The sequence below is a fragment of the uncultured Campylobacter sp. genome (assembly GCF_938045535.1).
Taxonomy (GTDB): domain Bacteria; phylum Campylobacterota; class Campylobacteria; order Campylobacterales; family Campylobacteraceae; genus Campylobacter_B.
Window position 1 is genome coordinate 1 of sequence record NZ_CALIMQ010000190.1, and the last position, 1,480, is coordinate 1,480.

Here is a 1,480-nt window from a genome sequence, read left to right on the forward strand (position 1 = left end):
AAAGGGCTCGACAAGCTTGCGTTTACGGGCTCGACCGAAGTCGGCAGAGGCATCGCGCTAGCCGCGGCGCAAAAGATCATCCCTGCTACGCTTGAGCTTGGCGGTAAGAGCGCAAATATCATCTTTGACGATTGCGACTTCGACGTTGCGATCGACGGCGTGCAGCTGGGAATTCTTTTCAACCAAGGCCAGGTCTGCTGCGCGGGAAGTAGAATTTTCGTGCAGGAGGGCATCTACGATAAATTCGTACCGGCGCTCGTGGAGAAATTTAAGCGCATCAAAGTAGGCGATCCGCTCGATCCGAACACCCAGATGGGATGCCAGATCAACAAAAAGCAAGCCGATAAAATTTTAGAGTACGTAAAAATCGGCGTAGAGGAGGGCGCTAAGATCGCCGTAGGCGGCAAGCGACATAGCGCGGGAGAGGCTTTTGTCGAACCTACGCTACTCGTGGACGTGCGCAACGACATGCGCGTGGCGCAGGAGGAGATCTTCGGTCCTGTGGGTGTCGTGATTAAATTTAAAGATCAAGACGAGCTCGTCCGCATGGCAAACGACAGCCTCTACGGACTAGGCGGCGCCGTATTTACGCGCGACATCGCAAAGGCGCTCACGGTCGCACGCCTGCTTGAGACGGGTCGCGTGTGGGTCAATACCTACAACCAGATCCATGCGGGCGCGCCGTTTGGCGGCTACAAAGAATCGGGCATCGGTCGCGAAACGCACAAGATGATCCTGGATCACTACACCCAGACCAAAAACATCTACATCGACACGATCTCCAAACCGAGCGGCTTTTACGAGCAGTAAGGGCTTAGCGCGGTATCTCGGGCGGTTTACGCCGCCCGAAATTTTATTCTATTTGGCTTGATTGAGTATTTAATTTTAAGATTAATAGAGGCTCATCATTTGGCGGCAAATTTTTATTTGCCAACCTTATGCCTTTATAAACATTTATCGTGATTTTAACATTTGGTATGTCGGTAACTTTTGAAAAATTATTTAAGAGCAACTTTATATCATCATCTCTAGCGCCATAAATGTTTACTATGCTCTCATATCTATCGGTAATTTTTCCACAAGACCAAGAACCGCCTAGATGATTTAAATCTCTTATTCCTTCAAATATTATTTCTTCTGCTTTGTCGTTATACTGATTCCGACATTCCCTACCGTCGCAGCCGAATAATATAAATGCGGCGACTATCAAAAAGAAACACTTTGTAAATTTCAGCATTTCATTTTCCTTAATTTGATTTTGTGTCTAATTTTACGGTTAATATATTCTTGCTAAATGGTGGCGGAGTTTTGCTGCCCCATTTCCAATATCTCTCATAAACCGATATAGTGATTTTGACGTTTGGAATTTGTGCCGCTTCTGCTACATTCTTTAATAAAGTCTCTAAATCATCGTTGCTAGGTCCGTAAAAATTTATGAAGTATTCATAGTTGTCAATAGACCCGCACGTCCAATCTCTAT

3 protein-coding genes are annotated in these 1,480 nt (G+C 46.1%); 1 reads left to right on the forward strand and 2 read right to left on the reverse strand.

Annotated features, from left to right (window positions below; translation table 11 throughout):
* Window positions 1-810 (forward strand): aldehyde dehydrogenase family protein (locus Q0095_RS05940; protein ID WP_297882268.1); only part of this gene is annotated, 810 nt, incomplete at its 5' end.
* Window positions 811-853: 43 nt separating this feature from the next.
* Here the strand turns inward: Q0095_RS05940 and Q0095_RS05945 are convergent.
* Window positions 854-1,237 carry a hypothetical protein gene (locus Q0095_RS05945; RefSeq protein WP_297882270.1) on the reverse strand — a complete coding sequence of 128 codons (384 nt, stop codon included), beginning with the start codon at window positions 1,235-1,237 and terminating at the stop codon, window positions 854-856.
* Between the two features lie 10 nt (window positions 1,238-1,247).
* On the reverse strand, window positions 1,248-1,480 hold a 233-nt coding region (locus Q0095_RS05950), incomplete at its 5' end, for a hypothetical protein (protein WP_297882272.1).